The sequence below is a fragment of the Oceanobacillus alkalisoli genome, assembly GCF_021556485.1.
Classification (GTDB): Bacteria; Bacillota; Bacilli; order Bacillales; family Amphibacillaceae; genus Oceanobacillus; species Oceanobacillus alkalisoli.
In genome coordinates this window covers 233,500-254,170 of the sequence record NZ_JAKGBW010000004.1, presented here as the reverse complement: position 1 = coordinate 254,170, position 20,671 = coordinate 233,500, and the positions used below count along the sequence as shown (strand labels likewise).

General features: G+C 42.8%; 20 protein-coding genes and 1 riboswitch. Of the genes, 13 read left to right on the top strand and 7 right to left on the bottom strand.

Translation table 11 applies throughout. The features are described from left to right. Positions 1 to 28: 28 nt before the first annotated feature. The 4 genes from LZD48_RS06435 (at position 29) to LZD48_RS06420 (ending at position 4,296) form a co-directional block, all read left to right on the top strand. Positions 29 to 820, top strand: a complete 792-nt coding sequence (locus LZD48_RS06435; protein WP_235761917.1) for a TerC family protein — start codon at positions 29 to 31, stop codon at positions 818 to 820. A gap of 125 nt (positions 821 to 945) precedes the next feature. Beyond that, entirely contained in the window at positions 946 to 1,386 is a 441-nt protein-coding gene (locus tag LZD48_RS06430; protein ID WP_235761916.1) for an OsmC family protein, read from the top strand. Between the two features lie 336 nt (positions 1,387 to 1,722). Continuing rightward, the gene (locus LZD48_RS06425; protein WP_255770752.1) at positions 1,723 to 3,117 is read left to right on the top strand and encodes an L-cystine transporter; all 1,395 of its coding nucleotides are present in this window, start codon (positions 1,723 to 1,725) and stop codon (positions 3,115 to 3,117) included. A 192-nt stretch (positions 3,118 to 3,309) separates the two neighbouring features. Continuing rightward, positions 3,310 to 4,296 carry an acyltransferase family protein gene (locus LZD48_RS06420; protein ID WP_235761915.1) on the top strand — a complete coding sequence of 329 codons (987 nt, stop codon included), beginning with the start codon at positions 3,310 to 3,312 and terminating at the stop codon, positions 4,294 to 4,296. A gap of 334 nt (positions 4,297 to 4,630) precedes the next feature. On the opposite strand, the gene LZD48_RS06415 is transcribed toward LZD48_RS06420, so the two are convergent. Continuing rightward, entirely contained in the window at positions 4,631 to 5,977 is a 1,347-nt protein-coding gene (locus LZD48_RS06415; RefSeq protein ID WP_235761914.1) for a YjiH family protein, read from the bottom strand. Positions 5,978 to 6,101: 124 nt separating this feature from the next. Between LZD48_RS06415 and LZD48_RS06410 the strand changes: the two genes are divergently transcribed. From LZD48_RS06410 to LZD48_RS06390, 5 genes are all read left to right on the top strand, one after another. Then, entirely contained in the window at positions 6,102 to 7,793 is a 1,692-nt protein-coding gene (locus tag LZD48_RS06410) for an ABC1 kinase family protein (RefSeq protein WP_235761913.1), read from the top strand. A 3-nt stretch (positions 7,794 to 7,796) separates the two neighbouring features. Then, positions 7,797 to 8,099, top strand: coding sequence for a phasin family protein (locus tag LZD48_RS06405; protein ID WP_235761912.1), 303 nt, complete (start codon positions 7,797 to 7,799; stop codon positions 8,097 to 8,099). Positions 8,100 to 8,221: 122 nt separating this feature from the next. Then, positions 8,222 to 8,383 carry a hypothetical protein gene (locus LZD48_RS06400; RefSeq protein ID WP_235761911.1) on the top strand — a complete coding sequence of 54 codons (162 nt, stop codon included), beginning with the start codon at positions 8,222 to 8,224 and terminating at the stop codon, positions 8,381 to 8,383. 79 nt (positions 8,384 to 8,462) lie between these two features. Then, complete coding sequence (locus LZD48_RS06395; RefSeq protein ID WP_235761910.1) at positions 8,463 to 8,771, top strand: DUF5327 family protein; 309 nt, start codon at positions 8,463 to 8,465, stop codon at positions 8,769 to 8,771. 16 nt (positions 8,772 to 8,787) lie between these two features. Next, positions 8,788 to 9,156 carry a DUF423 domain-containing protein gene (locus tag LZD48_RS06390; RefSeq protein ID WP_235761909.1) on the top strand — a complete coding sequence of 123 codons (369 nt, stop codon included), beginning with the start codon at positions 8,788 to 8,790 and terminating at the stop codon, positions 9,154 to 9,156. Positions 9,157 to 9,434: 278 nt separating this feature from the next. Here LZD48_RS06390 and LZD48_RS06385 read toward each other — a convergent pair whose 3' ends face one another. The 3 genes from LZD48_RS06385 to hemQ form a co-directional block, all read right to left on the bottom strand. Then, a complete protein-coding gene (locus LZD48_RS06385; protein ID WP_235761908.1) occupies positions 9,435 to 9,686 on the bottom strand; it encodes a hypothetical protein in 252 nt (83 codons plus the stop codon). Positions 9,687 to 9,761: 75 nt separating this feature from the next. Beyond that, entirely contained in the window at positions 9,762 to 10,211 is a 450-nt protein-coding gene (gerQ, locus tag LZD48_RS06380) for a spore coat protein GerQ (RefSeq protein ID WP_235761907.1), read from the bottom strand. A gap of 172 nt (positions 10,212 to 10,383) precedes the next feature. Next, the gene (gene hemQ, locus LZD48_RS06375) at positions 10,384 to 11,133 is read right to left on the bottom strand and encodes a hydrogen peroxide-dependent heme synthase (RefSeq protein WP_235761906.1); all 750 of its coding nucleotides are present in this window, start codon (positions 11,131 to 11,133) and stop codon (positions 10,384 to 10,386) included. Positions 11,134 to 11,318: 185 nt separating this feature from the next. Between hemQ and pta the strand changes: the two genes are divergently transcribed. Continuing rightward, positions 11,319 to 12,296 carry a phosphate acetyltransferase gene (pta, locus tag LZD48_RS06370; RefSeq protein WP_235761905.1) on the top strand — a complete coding sequence of 326 codons (978 nt, stop codon included), beginning with the start codon at positions 11,319 to 11,321 and terminating at the stop codon, positions 12,294 to 12,296. A 344-nt stretch (positions 12,297 to 12,640) separates the two neighbouring features. Here the strand turns inward: pta and LZD48_RS06365 are convergent, their stop codons facing one another. Beyond that, positions 12,641 to 13,483 (bottom strand): lipoate--protein ligase family protein, encoded by an 843-nt coding sequence (locus tag LZD48_RS06365; protein WP_235761904.1) that lies wholly within the window; start codon positions 13,481 to 13,483, stop codon positions 12,641 to 12,643. Positions 13,484 to 13,565: 82 nt separating this feature from the next. Between LZD48_RS06365 and LZD48_RS06360 the strand changes: the two genes are divergently transcribed. The 3 genes from LZD48_RS06360 to LZD48_RS06350 all read left to right on the top strand — a co-directional run bounded on the left by LZD48_RS06360 (position 13,566) and on the right by LZD48_RS06350 (position 15,983). Then, entirely contained in the window at positions 13,566 to 14,885 is a 1,320-nt protein-coding gene (locus LZD48_RS06360) for an HD domain-containing protein (protein ID WP_235761903.1), read from the top strand. Then, complete coding sequence (locus LZD48_RS06355) at positions 14,875 to 15,372, top strand: YwgA family protein (RefSeq protein WP_235761902.1); 498 nt, start codon at positions 14,875 to 14,877, stop codon at positions 15,370 to 15,372. The genes LZD48_RS06360 and LZD48_RS06355 overlap by 11 nt, the downstream gene beginning before the upstream one ends. A 98-nt stretch (positions 15,373 to 15,470) precedes the next feature. Further along, positions 15,471 to 15,983, top strand: coding sequence for a YwhD family protein (locus LZD48_RS06350; protein ID WP_235761901.1), 513 nt, complete (start codon positions 15,471 to 15,473; stop codon positions 15,981 to 15,983). Positions 15,984 to 16,387: 404 nt separating this feature from the next. Here the strand turns inward: LZD48_RS06350 and mgtE are convergent, their stop codons facing one another. Together mgtE and LZD48_RS06340 are read right to left on the bottom strand one after the other, a co-directional pair. Beyond that, positions 16,388 to 17,749 (bottom strand): magnesium transporter, encoded by a 1,362-nt coding sequence (gene mgtE, locus LZD48_RS06345; RefSeq protein WP_235761900.1) that lies wholly within the window; start codon positions 17,747 to 17,749, stop codon positions 16,388 to 16,390. Positions 17,750 to 18,002: 253 nt separating this feature from the next. Further along, positions 18,003 to 18,169: riboswitch (M-box (ykoK) riboswitch) on the bottom strand. Positions 18,170 to 18,229: 60 nt separating this feature from the next. Next, the gene (locus LZD48_RS06340; RefSeq protein WP_235761899.1) at positions 18,230 to 20,242 is read right to left on the bottom strand and encodes a transglycosylase domain-containing protein; all 2,013 of its coding nucleotides are present in this window, start codon (positions 20,240 to 20,242) and stop codon (positions 18,230 to 18,232) included. Positions 20,243 to 20,671: the final 429 nt, after the last annotated feature.

Here is a 20,671-nt window from a genome sequence, read left to right as displayed (position 1 = left end):
AAAAAAGCAGGAGAAGGAGTGTGTACGAATGGGTGCAGATTTAATTTTAGAATATTTATGGGTATTGATCGTATTAATCGGTCTAGAAGGTCTGCTTGCTGCAGACAATGCGCTTGTCTTAGCTATTATGGTAAGACATTTACCGGAAAAACAACGGAAAAAGGCTCTGTTTTATGGACTGGCTGGTGCCTTTGTCCTTCGGTTCGGTTCCTTATTCGTTATTTCGTTCCTCGTGGAAGTTTGGTGGATTCAAGCGTTAGGAGCTTTATATTTACTTGGAATTTCATTTAAAAACTTATACGACCGCTTCAAACCGAAACGTCAAGAAGAAGCGGATGTTACAAAAGACACGGAGCCGCTTAAAGAAGCAACACCGAAAGAGTTTTGGCTCACGGTACTTAAAGTGGAATTTGCTGACCTTGCCTTTGCGGTCGACTCCATCCTTGCTGCTGTTGCACTAGCTGTTGCGTTACCAGCCACTGGGTTAGGTGAGATCGGAAGTCTTGACGCCGGTCAGTTCGCTGTTGTGTTTATTGGCGGAATGGTAGGATTAATCATTATGCGTTTTGCTGCAAATGTTTTCGTCGGATTACTTGCCAAACGTCCAGGACTTGAGGTTGCTGCATTTCTCATTGTCGGTTGGGTTGGTGTGAAGCTTGCTGTTCTCGTCCTAGCCCATCAAGATGTCGCGCTTATTCCACAAGGATTCCCGCATACAACAGGCTGGAAGCTGGCATTTTATATCGTACTTGTCCTCATCGCAGTCATTGGCTGGTTCTCATCGAAGAAAACGACGATGGATACGAAAGAAATTTCATAACCGCTTGTTAGACAAGCTATTGGAGATAAAAACCGTGGGTATTCCTCGGTTTTTTCTCTTTAAGCAACCTGCTAAGGAAATAGCAAAAATTATGCTACAATCTAACCGAAGAGGTGATTAATTACATGGCGGAGCATCATTTTTATTTAAAAGCGGACTGGCCGGGTGGAAGAAATAGTGTCGGCCGGATTGATGCTGGAAATTTAAAGGCCGAGATTTCAATCCCACCTGAGATGGATGGTCCTGGTGTCGGCACGAATCCGGACGAAATGCTGCTCGGAGCAGCTGCAACTTGTTATGTCATCACACTCGCGGCCATGATCGAACGGGCCGATTTGCCGCTGAAAGAAATGTCCCATGACGCAGAAGCGGTTGTCGATGTGACGAATGGCATATTTACGTATAAAAAGATTATCCATAAGCCAACCGTTGTCTTAAAAGCTTCTGCAACGGATAAGGAACATGAGAAATTAAAAAAACTAGTCGAAAAAGCAGAAACAAGCTGTATGATTTCCCGTGCGATTAAGGGGAACGTTGAGCTTGAACTCCAGCCTGATTTAAGTTGAACAAGTGATTCCGCCTCTTTACAGTGCGGGATCATTTCTTTTGCTTGAAAATAGGCCTTATTTCTTTAAATAAGGGAATAGCGTTTGATAACGGTGAGAAGCTAATCAAAAGTCAAGTTTCCCTGATAAACTAATTTCTTGCACATCTTTTTAATTCATAGTATAGTCTATACCGTATTAATTCCATAGGAATTAATGAATTTCATAATACGTCTTTAATGCTTCATCATCACCATATGTAGTTGAGTAGGTTCGTTTCCAGCTACATGCGGTGATGGAAAAGCCGACTTTGGTAATGATGAAATTCATTCGAATAATGAAAATAGGAGGAACACGATGGATATTGTCTTTATTATTATAAATATTATTGTTTTATTGGCGATTCTCGGGCTGCTGTATATGATGCAGAAGAAATACGTATCCTTTGCGAAACGCGTGTTTACCGCAATGGGACTTGGAATCGTGCTTGGCGCCGTTTTACAGATTATTTACGGAGCAGGTTCGTCTATATTAACTGGAACACTCGATTGGTACGGAATTGTAGGGAGCGGTTATGTCCGTCTTCTCATGCTCATTGTTGTGCCACTTGTGATGGTTTCTATTATCCGGGCAATCATTAACTTAGAGAAAACAAAGCAACTTGGCAAAATGGCCGGGTGGGTCATTGGAATTTTAATTAGTACAACGATGGTCGCAGCAATAGTCGGAATCGGTTCTGCTCTTGTCTTTGACCTTTCTGCTGATCAAATTGAGGCGGGACAGGAAGAGAACGAGCGATCAAGTTCCCTGGAAGAGCGTTATGCAGGTATGGAGGAACAGACAACACCACAGCGAATTTTAAACTTTATTCCGAATAATATATTCCTTGATATGACAGGAGAACGCCCGACATCTGTTATCGGGGTCGTTATTTTTTCTTTTATAACAGGTATCGCTGTTCTCGGCGTCAGAAGGAAACAGCCGGAACAGGCAGAGCTTTTCGTTAAAGGTGTGAATGCAATTTATACGGTCGTCATGCGGATCGTTACATTGATTCTGCGCTTGACACCATACGGAGTGCTCGCACTGATGACAAATATGGTTGCAACAACGAACTATGCAGGAGTGATTGAACTTGGTAAATTCGTTCTTGCCTCTTATGTAGCATTAATCGTTATGTTCGCGATTCACCTTATTCTTGTATCAATCGGTGGCTTGAACCCGCTAATCTATGTGAAAAAAGCTTTCCCTGCGCTTGCCTTTGCATTCACATCCCGTTCTAGTGCTGGAACAATCCCAATTAATATTCAAGCACAGAAAAACGGACTTGGAGTGGATGATGGAACAGCCAATATTTCCGCGTCATTTGGTGCGACGATGGGGCAAAACGGCTGTGCTGGAATTTATCCGGCTATGCTTGCCGTAATGATTGCACCAACTGCTGGGATCAATCCATTAGCATTGGATTTCCTGATTCCACTTGTAATCATTACAGCAATCAGTTCATTTGGTGTAGCTGGAGTTGGTGGTGGAGCGACATTCGCAGCGATTATCGTTCTTTCATCCATGGGACTTCCAGTAGGTCTAGCTGGTCTCTTGATCTCTGTTGAAGCATTGATTGACATGGGACGTACTGCACTGAACGTGAACGGAAGCATGGTGGCTGGAACATTGACATCCCGTGTTCTTGGTACACATGATCCGAGTAAATTTAATGATAAAGATTCCGTTGCAGACGAAGCAACGATATAAGATTACGATCCAAAAACCGTCTCTACAAAGGGACGGTTTTTTGATTTCAATTTTATTACATATTGTCATCTAGTTTACATAGGGCTAACAAATCGGTGAAAACGCTGCATCATTCCAGTTATTTAGGATAGGAGCGGGTACAATGGTTTTACCCACGAATAAAATAATCATGAACAAAAAGGATGAAGAACAATGGAAAGAAATGCGTATTTTGATAATGCAAGAACGATATTGATCTTCCTCGTAGTGTTTGGTCATTTGATTCAACCGTTTGTAGCAGACTCACTTGGTATGAACACGTTATATACATGGGTTTATATTTTCCATATGCCAGCCTTTATTTTAGTCTCTGGCTTTTTCGCGAGGGGAGCAGGGGATAGCAAATATATCTGGAAGCTCGTCAACAAATTGCTTATGCCATATGTTATTTTTCAAACACTGTACACGGGTTTTTATTACCTCATTGGTAAAACGGGGTGGCAGGCCAGTTTAATTTATCCGCAATGGTCACTCTGGTTCTTAATCAGTCTGTTTTGCTGGCATTTATTACTCGAGTATTTTAAGAGAATGAAGCCAGCAATAGGCATTAGTCTCGCCTTGCTTATCGGAATTGTAGTTGGTTATTTTGGCGAGATTGGTCATACACTTAGTTTATCGCGGACATTTGTCTTTTTCCCGTTTTTCCTAATCGGTTACTGGCTGACGGAAGAACAATTAATGCTAGTGAAGAAGAAAGCTGTCAAAATAGCAGGTATTGCCATTATGGTCCTGTTCGCTGTCTTAATCTATTATCTGCCGGAAATTAATACTGGCTGGTTGCTCGCTTCGAAATCGTATGGTGATTTAGGGGTGGAGAGTTATGGAGGATTTGTCCGCTTGCTTATTTATGCAGGGTCGGCATTGATGGTTATCAGTGTCCTTGCCTGGATTCCGCAACAACGGATAAAAGGTGTTACCCATCTCGGGACGCGAACACTCTACGTCTATTTATTACATGGATTCTTTATCCAGTACTTCCGCGAGGCAGGGATCTTCTCTGTTGACGGTCCAATCGACGTTATCGGTCTAGCTGCCATCTCAGCGGGAATCGTCTATCTCTTAGCGTGGAAACCAGTACTCGGCATCTTCCAACCACTTATCGAAGGCCGAACCACCCTCCTAAGAGAAAAGCTGAATTAATGGGACAATGGGGTCAGAGGCAATGTCCTACTTCAAGTACTAGATATTGGTACTAGATATTGGGATGAAAAATGAGAAAAGCAGTGAATCTGGTGTGGATTCACTGCTTTTTTCGACTTTTGTAATCGGGGCGGGGGTGGGCTGCTTGTTCGGGTAGCCGTTCTGTCTTGCTTAAATCCGATGAACGTAGCTTGAATGGTCGTTTATAAGTCTCATCATCGGCTTGGCCATAAGCCTAGCGCCACCGGTCGTTTATAAACTCTCTCACCACCTGAACCACCAAAAAGTTCTCGTTCATTCGGTAAAAGCATTCCGTATCCATTCCATCCTGATTTTAAAACAAGAAATGCGCGATTAGTGTAATGATCGGCAGTGTAATAATCGTCCGTAGTAAGAAGATAACGATTAGGTCGATGAATGATACTGGAATCTTGGAACCTAGTAATAATCCACCAACTTCTGATAGGTAAATGAGCTGTGTCACCGATAAAGCAGCAATGATGAATCTTGTCATCTCAGATTCGATACCCGAGCCGATGATTGCTGGTAAGAACATATCCGCAAAACCAATCAGAATGGTTTCGGATGCTTCAACAGCATGTGGCACCTGCATCAGTTCCAAAAGCGGAATAAATGGCGCGCCAATCCAGCTGAAGAATGGTGTATATTCGGCAACAATCAGGGCGATGAGACCGAACGCCATCACGACAGGAGCAACTCCCATCCACATATCTAAGATATTCTGGAAGCCTTCTTTAAAGAATTTATACACATTCGTTTCTTTCTTCGCACGGTCCAACGCATTTTTCATCCCGTAACTGACTGTGTTATAGCCTTGAGGAATCGATTCATCCAGAACATCAATACGCCCGTCGATATAGCTATCTTTTTTCCGGGAAAGGGGTGGGATCCGCGGCATAATAAGTGCGGCCACAAAGCCGGCAATCACAATCGTAATGTAATACGGCACAAACATATGCTCCAGACCGACCTCGGATAACACGACTAAGGAGAATGTGATCGATACGATGGAAAATGTCGTCCCAATGACGGTCGCTTCCCGCTTCGTATAAAAGCCGTCCTCATACTGCTTGCTCGTAAGAAGGACTCCAATCGTCCCGTCTCCAACCCAAGAAGCGAGGGCATCAATCGATGAACGTCCCGGCAGCTTGAACACAGGGCGCATGATTTTCGTCATTAATGTGCCGAAGAATTCAAGTAAACCGAAGTTCGTTAACAGCGGTAAAAATAAGCCAGCGAAGAAAAAGACTGCGAATAAGGTGTGGAGTAGTCCATCCAACAATGTCCCGCCTGTATCCGGGCTGTAAAATGCTTCATGACCAAGTTTGAAATAGACCATGATTGCAAACACTGCAGCGAGTGTACGGGTTACGGTCCAAAATAATGAAGTAGTAAATAATTGCTCAAAGAATGGTGTTTTTGCATAAACTTTACCTTTTGATATAAAACCAATTAGCGTAAAAACTGCTGTAATCACAATGATCAACATCATAATCAATGATAGATAAGAAGCTAATGCTTCCTCAACAAATCCTGCGAGCAGTGCAATTGGTATTGTCGTCCCGTCTCCTGTTGAAACTGGGGTAATAAATAAAAGAATCCCGATTAGGGAAGGGATAATAAATAATAAATAGTTCTTCCATGTATATCCTTTTAACATTTCTTCATCCTCCAAACTAACATACTGCATAATTATACAACTAGGTGATAAAACATGCAATAGCCTAATTAATTTCAATGAATTCTTAACTTTGCGTTTGTGTAAATCAGATGGTTAAGATAAGGTGAAAGTAGGGAATATAGGAACAGAGGTGATTGGTTTGCGGAAGCTGCTCAAGTATAATTTTTTGTATCGCTATGTAGTAATTATCACCCTCACGATTTCCTTTATAACGAGAATATATGTGTTTCTGCTTCTGCACTCTGTATGGGATGAACAGACGAAGAAGAAGTGGAACAATTTATTATATAAGCTTGCGAGGAAATATCGTGAGACGGCAGAACGTCTCGGCGGTGTGCTTATTAAAGTAGGGCAATTTTTAAGTACGCGAACCGACTTCCTTCCTGATGTTTTCATCCAGGAGTTAACCGGACTTGTCGATCATGTGCCGCCAATGCCCTTTGAAAATGCGGAAAAGATTCTCCTGGAAGACTGGGGAAAAAACATGGAGGAACATGTGAAATATATCAAGAAGCAATCCGTCGCTTCCGCATCGATCGGTGAAGTGTATTACGGTATTTTAAAGGGTGGCCAGGAAGTTGCGATTAAAGTTAGACGCTACCGGATAGAAGAAGTTTTCCATAAGGATTTCGTCGCACTCCGCATGGTGTTCTGGATTCTTAAAGTGTTTACAAACTTTGGAAAGAAAGCAGATTTAAAAGCACTGTACCATGAACTTGTCACCGTTATGGAACGAGAACTTGATTATGGCCAAGAACTTGAATTCGGTCAATACTTTACGGAGCGTTACGGTGACATGGAACATATTCATATTCCGCATTTTTATGAAGAATTAAGCACGAGGCGTATTCTGGTGATGGAATGGATTCAAGGGGAAAAGATTACGAACACCGAATTCTTCGTAAACAATCGTTTGAACAGGGAACAGATTTCTAAAAATCTCTTCGACTTCTATATCGATCAATTTCTTAATCCTGGAAAATTCCATGCGGATCCACATGCTGGAAATATTCTCCTGCGTAAAGACGGAACGGTTGCCATTATCGACTTCGGAATGATAGGCGAGATTAAAAAGCAGGATACGGATAATTTTAAATTGCTTATCCAAGGGTTTATTATCGATAATTACGATATTGTTATCGATGCATTGGATAAAATGAATTTTCTCCTGCCGCATGCAAATAAAAAGAAGATTAAAGAAGTGATTATTGATGCAGTGGAAATGTATTCCGCTGGTTCATTAAAAAACTTAAATACCCAGACGATTAATCAAGTGTTCGATGAGGTAAGTGAAGTTGTGAAAGAACAGCCAATCCAGCTGCCCGCCGATTATGCTTACCTGCTCCGGGCAATCTCGATTGTAGTAGGAATTTTATATGCGATTAATCCGGAGATTGATATCGTAAAATGGGGGAAAGATGAAATTAAGGATTGGTTCGGCATGAAGAGTATCGTCGAATCCGTTACAAAGCAATATGTGAAAAATGCGACCGATCCATTGCTGTCCTATCCGCGAGCGCTTCTCAATTTCCTTGAAAGCGGGGAACGGGACAGGGTTTGGGATAAAGAGAAACTTCATATAAAAATGAAACATCAATACTATTTACTATTAGAGGTTTTTTCCTTTATTATGGTAGTAGCAGGAACATTCATCAGTATTTACAGCTATACGATTGGTGAAGTTGCTATCCGTTACACCGGCTGGATGATTGCCGCTGTTTTTCTTATTTTATTGAATATCTTATTACTATTCCATCGCAGTATGATACGCAAGCAAAATAAAAAGGGGGTGTAAGTGATGGCAGATTACTTAAAAAAAGGTTTCTTACTCGGTCTTGGAGCTGCAATTGCCAGCAAAGAGAAATTACAAAGCAAGCTCGATGAACTCGTTTCAAAAAATGAAATTTCCCAAGAACAGGCGAAACAGATGATGAATGATTTCATTGAAAAGGGTGAACAGAAAACCGAAGAATGGTCTGTAAAACAAGATGAACAGAAGCGTAAGGCAGCGGAAGAGCTTGGTCTTGCTACAAAAGAAGACATCGCAACGCTAAATGCACGAATTACAGAACTGGAATTAAAATTGGAGAACCAAGAATAAATTAAAGAGAACTGGTTGAATAATCAGCCGGTTCCTTTTTTTCTGTGAAGTTCTTGAAAAAGAAAAGAATGTACTTTATAATTGACCCAAACACTCGACCTTTCAGAGGGGGCAGTAAAGCTTTGGAAGAATATAATCAGTTTTGCTTAAACACGGAGACAAGCTTGGGAAGGGCTTTAGAGCAAAAAGAACTGGAATTTTTATCATGGCTTTACAATCGGTATGTAGAGGAACAGCAATTAGGGGAAGCGGGTAACCCTCGAAAATCCGAGCAGGAGTCTTAGCGGCATGCTGAGGCTTTTTTGTGTGTCTCAACTCATGCTATAATGAAAGGAACTGCAGAACACTTAAAGGAGTGACAAGATGAGCATGCAGAATCAAACAGTCCTAACAAAAATGATGAAGGAACTTAACGCTGCAATGGAAAGAGAAGAGAGCGGCCAAGATTTTCTTACAAATATAAATAATATTAAATTGCTCGCTGAATTATTTCTTGAAGAAGCAGGTGAGCCTGTCAGAGAAGTCCGGGCATCACAATCACAAAACACGTTTTCCGAACAAGAAATTAAGGCGATGCTTGGGAATAAGAAGAGCTCGGTAATAGGAGATCAGAATGCGCCTGCGAAACCAGATTACGGGGAAGCAAATGGCGATTCAATTTTTGACTTTTAAAGGGGATAAGTGAAAAATGAAAGCATTATTACTAATCGGTGTCATTAACGGGTTTCTAGCCGTTGCTTTAGGAGCTTTTGGTGCGCACGGTCTTGAAGGCAGACTGACGGAAAAACAATTAGGAACATGGGAAAAAGCGGTTAATTATCAAATGTTTCACACGTCAGCGATTCTTGCAACGGGAATCTTAATGTTGAAAGTTCAGGCGGCAAGTATTACGTGGGCAGGCTGGATGTTTGTCCTCGGAATCGTTCTGTTTTCCGGCAGTTTGTATTTGTACTCAACGACAGGTGTTCGGACGCTGGCAATGATTACGCCATTCGGTGGGGTTTCTTTCCTTGTTGGTTGGGTCTTGCTTGGCACGGCCGTAGTAAAACATTTATAGAGGATGTTCAAAAAAGTCCGGTAAAAATGACACTTCGTGAATGGGGGGTTCTACTAAGACCGTCCACGTCCTGTGGACAACGTAGAACTCACCACTTCCTGTGGAAGCTCGTTGGCTCGCTTTTCCGCTCCTCATGTACCTGCGAACGTACATTCCGGCGCCGGGAGCTTCGCCGCCTCGAATTTCGACGCACAGGATGTGCTAGTGTCGGCGTTGCAACAGGACGATGCTTATTTAGCCGACCTCGGTCCTTTTTTTCCTCCTTTTTGAACACACATTTATAAAAGGAAAAGAGCGCTAGCGAGCAGGAGGATGACAGCTGCACGAATGAGCTGCTTCTTGCCTTGGAGCATGCGGGATGATGTGTACTGATGGCTGTATGCGTCACAGATTAAGCTGATGCCGAGCAGATAAAAGGAAAAAATGACGAGGAAGATGGAACTCTGGAAAAGGGCGATGAAACCAAGCACAACGGACAGGCCTAACGTCAGGAGCTCAAGCTGTATGACCTTTTCATAAGTCTGTTTCACTGGTTTCACCCCTTTAATTGAAAATGAGGATGGCAAATCAACTTGCCATCCTTTTGTTATCTGGAAAATAATTTTTTACCGTGGTGAGTAGTTGGCTAATTGTTGGTCGGTTGCGGCGAAGGGATAGTCGTAGTTGATTTCTTCGTTAAAAGTGACATAATCCAAGTAGACCATGAGGAGAAGCACGCGACGGCCGGTTCCTTCTTCGCTTAAGATAATATGGTCTCTCCCGGCAGCTTCGATGATCCCTGTAAAGGTGCGGCTGTTATTCCCTTCAAACGTCATGTGAACGGTTGCCATCTTCCCGCGGTTTAAACGCAAAATATTTTCAATATACGATTGCTCGAGCGGGAGCATACCTTGGTTTCCTGCTTGCTGCTGGGGGGGTGCCATTTGCCGAACAGCAGGATACATTGGATAATATCCATACATCTGCTGTTGCTGCTGCGGATAATACGCCTGATTTGAATACGAATAAAAGCTTTGTTGCTCCTGATTCTGATTTGTTTCTTTTTCTTCACTCATTTTTGAAAAACCTCCTCATCTTATAAAACAAGATTAATAAACAGTCGGACAACACTTACCTCATTTCTGTAACGATCGGGATGAATATTCACTAATTATATGTATGTAAGTTGGGCAAAATGATGACAAAAAAGCCCGGAACTTTTTTAAGTCCCGGACTTTTTGAAACATCTTATAAACTAAAATATGCTGCGAAATCTTCATTCGGCAAGTAAGCACCGATGATAAAATCACCAAATTCGCCGTATTTCGTTGTTACTTCATCAAAACGCATTTCATAAACAATTTTTTTGAACTGTAACGGGTCATGTGCAAACAACGTCACACACCATTCCCACTCATCAAGTCCAATGGAGCCGCTAATAATCTCCTTCACTTTTCCAGCATACTTCCGACCTGTCATTCCATGCTCATAAAGCAAACGAGTACGCTCTGCTTTTGAAATTTCAAACCAGTTCGCATGCTGTTCGCGGCGGCGATTCATCGGATAGAAACAAGCATATTCCCATTTCGGTAAAATTGGCTTCAGTCTTGCTTCTACTTGAGGGGATAGCTCCCGGTCTTTCCCTTCCTCCATCGGATTATGCATCGTCATTTCAACGATGGATACATACGAATGACTCGGGATAAGGAAATCCCCTAATCTTGATCTATTGATATCACGTTTAATTTCTTCCAATTCATCCATTGTCGGACGCAGGAAAATAAAGAGTAAATCTGCTTTGTTTCCAATCACTTTATAAACGGATTGACTGCCTGCTTTATCTGCTTCAACAGCATCCCATTTCTTCATTAATTCTTGAAATTCTTGAATTGCTGCGTTTCGTTCTTCTTCTGATGTTAATTTCCATGTCGGCCAATCAAATGTACGTGTATCATGTAACTTGCACCAACCATCCATGGTTACTACTGCTTCAGCCATTATGATCTCTCCCTTAAATTAATGAATTCTGGTCTTACTATAGCATACTTGCGAATGTTGATTCACCTGGGAACGTCTCTGTCATTACTTTGTCAAAAATCTCGCACCCCCAATGGTTATTTCTTTTAATATCTAGTTGAATCGCGTAAAATGAAGTTAAAGTCATTTTTAATGGAGGCAATAAAATGAGCGATATATTCGAACAGTTAAAACCAAAAGTAACAGCTGCAAATAAAAAAATTGTATTCCCGGAAAGCTTGGATGAGCGTGTTCTTGAAGCAGCATCGAAGCTTGCAGGTGATGGTGTTATCACACCGATACTGATCGGGGAAGAAACTGCGATTCAAGACAAGGCAGCATCTTTATCTCTTAATCTTAGCGGGTGTAAGATTGTTGACCCAACGAATTATTCAGGATTCGACGCGATGGTGGATGCTTTTGTCGAACGCCGTAAAGGTAAAGCTACTCCGGAAAGTGCAAGAGAAATTTTACAGACCGAGAACTATTTCGGCACGATGCTTGTGTATCAGGGAGAAGCAGACGGCCTTGTAAGTGGAGCGGTTCATTCCACATCAGACACGGTGCGCCCTGCATTACAAGTCATTAAAACGAAACCTGGAGTGAAGAAAACTTCCGGTGTATTCATTATGGTCCGAAATGAGGAAAAATATGTATTTGCCGACTGTGCGATCAATATTGCACCTGACGCAAACGATCTTGCAGAAATCGCCGCAGAAAGTGCAGCTACAGCAGATCTCTTCGGAATTGATCCACGTGTAGCAATGCTAAGTTTCTCCACAAAAGGATCGGCAAAATCAGAAGAAACAGAGCGTGTAGCTGATGCACTTACGATAGCGAAAGAAAATAACCCAGAGCTCGTAATTGATGGTGAGTTCCAATTCGATGCAGCCTTTGTACCAAGTGTTGCAGCGAAAAAAGCCCCGGATTCCGAAATCAAAGGGGACGCAAATGTTTTCGTGTTCCCAAGTCTTGAAGCTGGAAACATCGGCTACAAAATCGCAGAACGTCTCGGTAACTTCGAAGCGGTAGGACCGATCCTGCAAGGATTAAACCAACCAGTGAACGACCTGTCCCGCGGCTGCAGCACAGAAGACGTCTACAAACTAGCAATCATCACCGCCGCCCAAGCACTGAACGAATAAACTGGTACAGGGGGTCAGAGGCGTTGTCCCGCTTGAATCTAGACATGTCTTTACTCCAATTTATTTATTCGTTTGAATAGATCGGTCACTTTGGTTGATGTTATATGATGTTATAGTTTATAAAAAAAGCAGTGGACCAGGTGGTGGTTCACTGCTTTTTACTTCTTTAATTTTATGAGTGAAGGGTGAAGGATGTTGAATCGGAGTTAGGGTATTTTCTTATTTCCCGGAATTTCTCTTACTTCCGCTCCCTCGGTCGTTTATCAGTCCTCTTATCGCCCAACCGGCCGTAGCCCAAGTTCACCCGGTAGTTTATAAACTACTCGTCCACTTCCAATACCGCTTTAATTAATCCGTTCATTCCGTTTTAACATTTGCTCATACCTTTTTACAAACGTTTCTTTTTCCATTTCGGAAAACGCGGTCGTAATGATTTCTCCGCTCAATTCTTTTAAAGCATCATAGGTCCGCTGCTTCACATCCTCGACCGTCAGCGGATAACCCAAGAGCTCGGAAAGGGATCCCATCACTTCTGGCTTCACCTCAGGATAGACGAATGTCGTTTTTTCATGCTTCTTACTCAACTTGTAAAACTCCTGAATATGACGTGCCCGCTCTTTACTATTGCCACTTACATCCAAATAAATCTGAATGGCGGCAGCATCCTTAATCCGGCGCTGGGAAATGCCGGCGAATTTTCTGCCAGCAATACTTAAATCATAATCCCCTGGACAATATGAACCAACAATCTCAAAAGCTTCGATATTTGCCGTCAAATCGCGGAACATATGCTGGACAAACTGAAACATCGCATCATACGCATCATGAATGGAAACATGCTTTACATCGGGAATGACAAGGGATAAATTCAGCACGTGCTCATCAAGCGCCACTGCAAGCCCGCCGGAATTCCGGATCATCACGTGATACCCTAAGTTTTGTAAATAAGTAACACCTTCATCAATAAAAGGGAGCCTGCCGTCCGGGATCCCTAGTACAATTGTTTTAGGGTGTGCCCACAGTCGAATTGCAGGGGGAGACTCTTTCTCACTTACCGACGTTGCAATCGCGTCATCAATCGCAAAAGAAGTAATCGCGGTATTCGGTTCCCCATGAAACTCCTTAAGTCTGGTATGATCGATATAGCGAAATGTATTATAACTTATAATTTTATCCCAATTTTTCATCGTTATCTCCTTATCCTTTTTTCCTGTACGAATCTATTATATAATAGATTGAACAATGACCGAAAAGAAACGGGTGGAAAATTTGGCATATAAAGATGAAAAGTTATCAGAGGAGAAGGTTTTTAAAGATCCGGTCCACCGATATGTTCATGTTCAGGATCGCGTCATCTGGGATTTAATCGCTACTCCCGAATTCCAGCGGTTGCGTCGCATCAAGCAGCTTGGTACGACCAATCTGACGTTTCACGGAGCGGAACATAGTCGTTTTAACCATTCTCTCGGGGTCTATGAAATCGTCCGGCGGATCCTGAATAATTTCAAAGACCGCGAGCATTGGAATAATGAGGAGCGCCTGCTTTGCCTTTCTGCAGCATTGCTTCATGACTTAGGTCACGGTCCGTTTTCCCATTCCTTTGAGAAGGTTTTCAGACTGGATCACGAGGATTTTACACAAGCAATCATTGTGGGGAAAACAAAGGTAAATGAAGTTTTGCGGCGGGTGGCCCCTGACTTTCCCGGTCGTGTTGCCGATGTTATTGGGAAAACATATGAAGACCAACTTGTTGTCAGCTTGATATCCAGTCAGATTGATGCGGATCGAATGGATTATCTGCAGCGGGATGCTTATTATACTGGAGTGAGCTACGGTCATTTTGATATGGAACGGATTCTCCGTGTTATGCGGCCGATTGAGGACCAAGTTGTAATCAAATCGACGGGGATGCATGCGGTGGAAGATTATATCATGAGCCGCTACCAGATGTACTGGCAAGTATACTTTCATCCGGTAACCCGCAGTGCTGAGGTGATTTTATCAAAAATCTTCCAGCGGGCAAAAGCACTATACCAAGATCCGGATTATGACTTCAAGCTGGAACCGACTCATTTTATTTCCTTTTTCGAGGAAAATGTAACGCTGGCAGATTATGTGAAGCTTGATGAAACCATCGTCCAATATTATTTCCATCTCTGGCAGGAGGAAGAGGATGCTATATTAAGCGATCTCTGCGAGCGATTCATGAATCGCAGGCTGTTTAAATATGTGGAATTCAACCCGAATTTACAAATGAATGACTACCTGGAACTCATCACACTATTCAAGCAGGCTGGTATTGATCCGGAATATTATTTAGTCGTCGATTCCTCCTCTGATTTACCGTATGATTTTTACCGGCCGGGGGAAGAGGAAGAACGATTGCCGATCCACTTGCAGATGCCAAATGGGGATTTGAAGGAATTATCCCGGCATTCCGATATTGTTGAATCCATATCAGGGAAAAAACGGACCGATCATAAATTATATTTCCCCGGAGACTTGCTGAAGGGCCTGGCAGATAGGCGGGTTAAAGAAGCAATTATGGAAATTCTTTATGGGCAGGGAGAGACTAGTAATGTTGATTAATCATGCAAAACTGATTCACTTTTTTCGCGTGACAGGTGGGATTACGGGGCGGAAAAAATTGCAAAAAATGATTTATATTTTACAAAAATCTGCGGTCCCATTCGAAGAGAAATATCAATTCCATTTCTATGGACCATACTCTGAAGAGCTGACCTTACGGGTGGAAGAGCTTTGTAATCTTGGATTTATAGAGGAGACACGGGAAGATAAAGCAAATTATTTCCAGTATCATTACAATGTCACACGAGCGGGCGAGGGTTTTCTTGAACAATTTACCCTTGATATGCCGGACATGACAGATAAAACGGAACTGCTGCAATCACGTAGCTCCAGATTTCTCGAACTTGTCTCGACCATCCTTTACTTTGAACACCTGGAAAAATGCGAGCAAATCGAAAAACTGCATAAAATGAAACCAAAACAAAACTTCACCGAAGCAGAAATAACCGAAGCCTACCAATTCATCAAACAAATACGCAGCACGTGACTGGATTGTGGGGTCAGAGCACTTGTCCCACCCGGAAGTGGGGCAGATGCTCTGACCCCACGTGCCAAATCAAAAATATCAGGAAGGGAGTTATTCAAATGGACGATGAACAGAAGAAAAAGAAAAATCGTTTTACGATCATTAAAGATGACTCAACCGATGGACACGGTGGATATGGAGCAGGGGTGATCAGCCTCGAAAACATGTCGTCCGTTATTGTCGACCCGAATGAAAATAAAGCATATGTTGACATGAACGCGATGCATGCCCGCAGTGATGTCGAGCGCCGGGTGAAATGGATTCGAAATAAAGAAGAAGTGCCGAACGGGAAGCTGTACTGGATCGTGTGGGTGAACCTTGACCGTAACGAACAGGGGACCTATTATGGAGGAGTTGCCGCAAGCGAAATCCGTGTGGACAGGGAGATTAAACGCGCCTATAAATCGATGGGGGAGCATGTCAAACATATGGAACAATCCTTAAAAGGAAAAATTGTCGTTGATCATATGGATGCCCACTCCAAGCAATTACTGCGCGATTACTTAATCGATTTCAACGAAGAAATGTGGAACAACTCGTCGGATGAATTGAAAACTGCTTTCGATCTCTAAAAGTGAACAAATTGTGACGAATATTGAAAATGAAGATAAAAAGTTGTACTTTAACGTGGAACTTTGTAAAATGAGTATGCACGGACGTTTATGTATTACTAGGACAAAAAAGTAACCAACAGTAGCTGAACTGGACATTCACTGCTTGTTGGTTATTTTTTATCTAAAATCCTATCTTTGTTTACACTTGAATGAATTTCATTAACTTTACTTTCATTCAGCGTTAGCGCAACATTCTTTCGAGAGCCCGCAGTCCAGACACCTCTCGCTTTTCGCAGGGCGCCAGCCCGAGGAGGCTCTAGCAGTGCCTAAGGATGCGCATCCGTCCTCCGGCAACTGAACGACAATTAGAATGTTAAATAAGGTTGATTTGCTTTCCTATTTTAGGTGCGAAAGTTGGTTTTTTATAAATACGCCATCATAGAGGTTGCGATTGAAAAATAAATAAGAAGACCGACAATGTCATTGACCGTTGTAATGAAAGGACCGGATGCGATTGCTGGGTCAAGTTTCAGCTTATTAATGAGTAACGGAATGGTTGAGCCAATGACAGCCGAAATACCAAATGTACAAAGAATGGAAACACCAACAATTAACGCTAGCATCCAATTGCCATATAAAATAGTAATCATAATGCTGATAAGCACCATGCAAATAATTCCAATCATAAATCCGGTACTGAATTCCCGCCTGATCATTTTCCAAAAACCGCCATCCTCGATCGTTTCAAGTGCTAACCCGCGCACGGCAACAGCTAGTGACTGGGTTCCGATATTCCCGGCAGATCCCATAATCATCGGAATAAAAGCAGCAAGCACGACGACGGCTTCCAGTGTTTCCTCGAATTGTCCGATCACACCCCCGGTAACTAATCCAAAGAACATGAGCACGATAATCCAAGGTGCACGTTTTTTAGCAGCTGTAAATGGACTTAGCGTCAGATCTGTTGCTCCTTTAGTGGCTGAAATTTCTCCAAAGTCTTCGGTAACTTCTTCTTCCAGGATATCCATAACATCATCAAATGTCACAATACCGAGCAGATGATTATCTTTGGAAACAACAGGAACAGCAAGGAAGTCATACTTCTTAATCAGTCTCCCAACATCTTCCTGATCCATATCCTCAGGAACGGACACTGTTCTTGTCGTCATCATATCTTTGACAATCTCGTTTGGTGAAGCGATGATCAGGTCTCTTAAAGAGACGACCCCTACAAGTATCCCGTCCCCATCGACTACATAAAGATAATAAATGCTTTCGGCGCTTGGTGCCTCTTTTCGGAGCATATCCAATACATCGGCAGTCGTATCCGTAGAGGAAATGCTGATCAGTTCTTTTGTCATAATCGCTCCAGCGGTTTCCGGAGCATAGGACAGCAAACTTTTTATTTTCTCGGCTTTTTCTTCATCCATTTGCAGTAAAATATCTTCCGCTCGCTCGATGTTAATTTCTGTCAAAAAGTTCACAACATCATCTGTAAACATTTGATTAAACATCCGAATCGAATAGTTTTCATCCAACTCTAAAAAGAAGAGTTTTTGGTCGGATATGTCTAACCCGCCAAAAATCTCCGCAAATTCCTTTGGTGTAAGATAGGAATAACATCGTCTCCTGGCGTCACTATCCAATGTTACGAAAATATCAAGCTGATCGGATGGATGTAAATCCAAGAAGGTATTGCGAAACATTTCCTTTTCGCCAGCATTTAACTCATCTAAAATTAACTTCGTATATTGTTCCCGTGTTTTTTTTGTTAGTTTAACCATCATCATTTCCTCCTTGGCAGGAGTCAATCTGCTGTATTAAAATCTTTATGTGAGAATAGACTCCTGAATTGTTTAATCTTTTCCATCATGCTGCAACAATATGATTCCGAATTGGGTTCGGGAAGAAGATCCAATCTATCCCACATCCTTTCTAAGTAAAATTAAAAATACACCTTCTACGGCTAGAAGGTGTATTGAAAAAAGCATTATTAAGAAGAGTTCCGATTACGAACACAGTTAAAAAAGCTTATCAAATTTCCTCCAATCGTAGAGCTTTAGCACTGTGTGGCATAGGAATGATATCCAGCTACATTAAAAACCACCTTATGTCGATGGAACTTGTTGACCCATTGGCGTCTTTGGACATTTTTGGGCAGTAGCGTATCTCCAACACAGGAGCCTTACCTAACGAAGGTCTATTTACATCGCATACAATGGTACAGGTATTCTCGGTATTCGTCAACCTTACCCGCGTAACAGCTACTCAAATAACAGATCAAACCACTTTTTAAACAACCCGTCATCAGGATTTTCATCTTCCGGTTCTGGAGCAATGGTTGGCTCACAATAATCAACTGGCTCCGTCCCTTTTTCAAAATACATCATCAGATTCTCCCCACAATAGGGAGTCGCTCGTAAACCTGTCTCAAGATCAATCGGGACGCCAACGACTCCATTTGGCATCGGGAAATTTTCCTGTGCTTCACCTTCATGCGCTTTTTCCATTACACGTGCCCAAATTTCCTTCGCATACGTCGTTTCCTGAACCGCTGTAATGTCCCGGTGGTCATCATACCCCGTCCAAACTCCAGTCGCGATGCTGGGACTATAGCCAATCATCCAGTTATCCGCTTTTGTCGTCCCTGACTTCCCCGCGTAAATCCTTGTTAGCTGGTCAGAAATTGTACTTCCGGTAACAGGCATATACCCATTCAGCTTCGGTTCAAAAATACCGGCAAGGAGCTGGGTCAAAATAAAGCTTGTCCGTTCATTTAACACTTGCTGCAGGCTTTCATTTTCTCGTTCATAAAGCACTCGTCCATTTTTATCTGTAATTTTCTCAATCGTATATGTCTCAAGCTCCTTGCCGCCATTTCCAAGCATCCCGTAAGCCGTGACGAGCTCCTCTAATGTAACAGACGCGGTTCCAAGGGCGAGGGAGGGGACGGCTGGCAGTTCTTTTTCAAATCCGAAAACTTTAGCTGTCTGTGCGAATCGTTCCACCCCGAGCTGCAAATTCGTGCGGACAGCATACACATTATCAGAAAGCGCGATTGCTTCAGCGAGTGTAATCGGTCCGTATGCATAATAATGATTGAAATTTCCTGGCTCATACACCTTCCCATTCCCGAGCCGGAATGTAGTCGGTTCGCTCATTAATTTTGTCAGCGATGTAAAGCCGTTCTCCAGTGCAGCGTAATATAAAAATGGCTTAAAACTAGAGCCCGGCATCCGAAAAGCATGCTGCACCCGGTTGAATTCACTCGTCTGATAGCTTCTTCCACCAGCAAGAGCGAGGACTCCTCCAGAATGGATATCCACCGAGAAGACCGCCGACTCAAGTTCCGTCGTTTCTGGAATAATTTCCTTCATGGCCGTTTCTACCTGTTCCTGAACGGTTTCATCCATCGTCGTATAGAGCTCATAACCACCTGCGCGAATCAATTGCTCCGTCACTCCTAGAATCTTAGCTGCCTCTTTCACCGCCATATCCTGAAAATGCCCGGCAAATTCTTCATGTACCCCATCTCTATCTGTCCGGTACTCGAGATTTTCTCGTATTGCTGTATGATATGTCGCGTCATCGATTATCTTTTCCTGCCATAAACGTTTTAAAATCAGTTCCTTCCGTGCTTCAGCGTTCTCTTCGTTATTAAAAGGTGAATAATACGTCGGTCCTTTAGGAATCCCGACAAGCATCGCGGCCTCCGCGTAAGAGAGGTTAGTTTGCGTTTTCCCGAAGAAATACTCACTCGCAGCCTCAATCCCATAAGCCCCATGCCCGTAATAAATCGTGTTCAAATAACCTTCTAAAATTTCATCCTTCGTATAATACATCTCAAGTCGAACCGTATAATAAGCTTCCTTCAATTTACGGATCCATGTTTTTTCATGGGTCAAATATAAATTCCGTGCAAGCTGCTGGGTGATCGTACTCGCGCCCTCCCGTAGTGATCCGGACCGGATATTGTTAATAATCGCTCCGCCAATCCGTATGAAATCAAAACCATGATGATCATAAAAATGATGGTCCTCAATCAAAACTGTCGCTGCCGTCACTTTTTCCGACATGTCATCCAGTTCGACCCAATTCCGGTTCTCCATCCCGCTCTCTACCCCAATTACCGTCTCATTCTTGCTGAAAATCTCCGTATTCTCTTCCCCTTCCATCGGGGGTGGACCTATGAGATAAACGAACGCTAAGAAAGCAACTGCGCAAAGAATCAATCCAGCGACCATATAAAAACCAACACGCACCAGCCGCCACAGCAACCGAAATTTCCTCCGCCTCTTCACCACGCCCATCTCCCTAAACTTGGCTTTTCTCACAGTATGGGAAGAACGCAGCTTTTTTAAACTTTTCAACTCAACTTTCACAATCTACAACAATTAGCTGATTCCTAGTGTCATTAGAAAAAACACCCCAAAACCTATCCCTTTCATTCAGCGTAAGTGATCTGCACTTTCTCATGGTTCGCTCTCTAATCACCGTTCAGTTGCCCTGCCCGGTGGACGGATGCGCATCCTTAAGCACTGCTAAAGCCTCCTCGGGCTAAGCACTAAGGGGTTTCCAGGCTCGTGCTGTTCCCGCAGGAGTCACCGTCCACTGGGCAACTGAACTGGTAAGGTGGTTATGATGAATAGAAATTAATCCGTCTCAATGCAGGTTATATTCCAGGAATATCAAATACAACTTGCAGG